We start from the raw sequence: 786 nt of genomic DNA, 5'->3' as shown, positions 1-786 counted from the left end.
CCTGCCGACAGGGCACTTGATCGATAGACCGCTTCAGCCGCGCCATATCGACCCCGCCAATACCGTCGCGCTTGACGTTGGGGGTGACGATATTCGTGCTGATGGCGAGTTCCAGCCGTTCCATCTCCAAAGGCTCTTCGATCAGCGGGTCTTTCTTCTTGGTCGCGGCGATCCCGGCTTTCGGGTCAGCGATCATGTCCTTCAGACCCTTAATCGTCGCGCGGATGAAGCCTTTCACCGCTTCCGGCTTTTCGGCGATGATCTTCGGTGAGGCAATCAGGCCGTTGCCGTAGAAATCCATCCCAAAGTCCGAATAGCGCATCGCGACGATATCTTCGCCCTTCACGCCCTTGGCTTTCAGGTCGAGGAAGGAGGAGAAATAATGCCCGGAGATGAAATCCACCTCTTTGCGTACCAGCATGGCTTCGCGTAAGGACGGATCCATATTCTTCCGGGGCACAGCGGCGGCATCAATGCCGACCTTCTGGGCAAAGGCCGGGAACAGCTTGTATGAGGCGTCGAAGACCGGCGCGCCCAGGGTTTTGCCGACCAGATCGGCGGGTTTGGTAATCCCGCTGCTTTTCAGCGCATAGACGCCGAAGGGCGGGAAGTCGTAGACCATCATCACCGCCTTAATCGCCTTATCGGCATTGGCGGCATTATATTCGATGAGGGCGTTGACATCGGCAAAGCCCAGCTCGTAGGCGCTGGAGGCGACGCGGTTGACCGCCCCCGCCGAGCCTTGGCCGGAGTCGATGGTTACATCCAACCCTTCGGCCTTGTAAT

At 58.5% G+C, this 786-nt stretch carries 1 protein-coding gene; it reads right to left on the bottom strand.

Features of this window, described 5'->3' with window-relative positions; all coding sequences use genetic code 11:
- The coding region (locus VZ95_RS20035) for an ABC transporter substrate-binding protein (RefSeq protein ID WP_045777435.1) at nucleotides 1-786 on the bottom strand (786 nt) is incomplete at both ends.

The organism is Elstera litoralis (assembly GCF_000963705.1).
Classification (GTDB): Bacteria; Pseudomonadota; Alphaproteobacteria; order Elsterales; family Elsteraceae; genus Elstera; species Elstera litoralis.
Note: the sequence above shows the minus strand (reverse complement) of the source record. Positions and strands in the feature narration are given on the sequence as shown.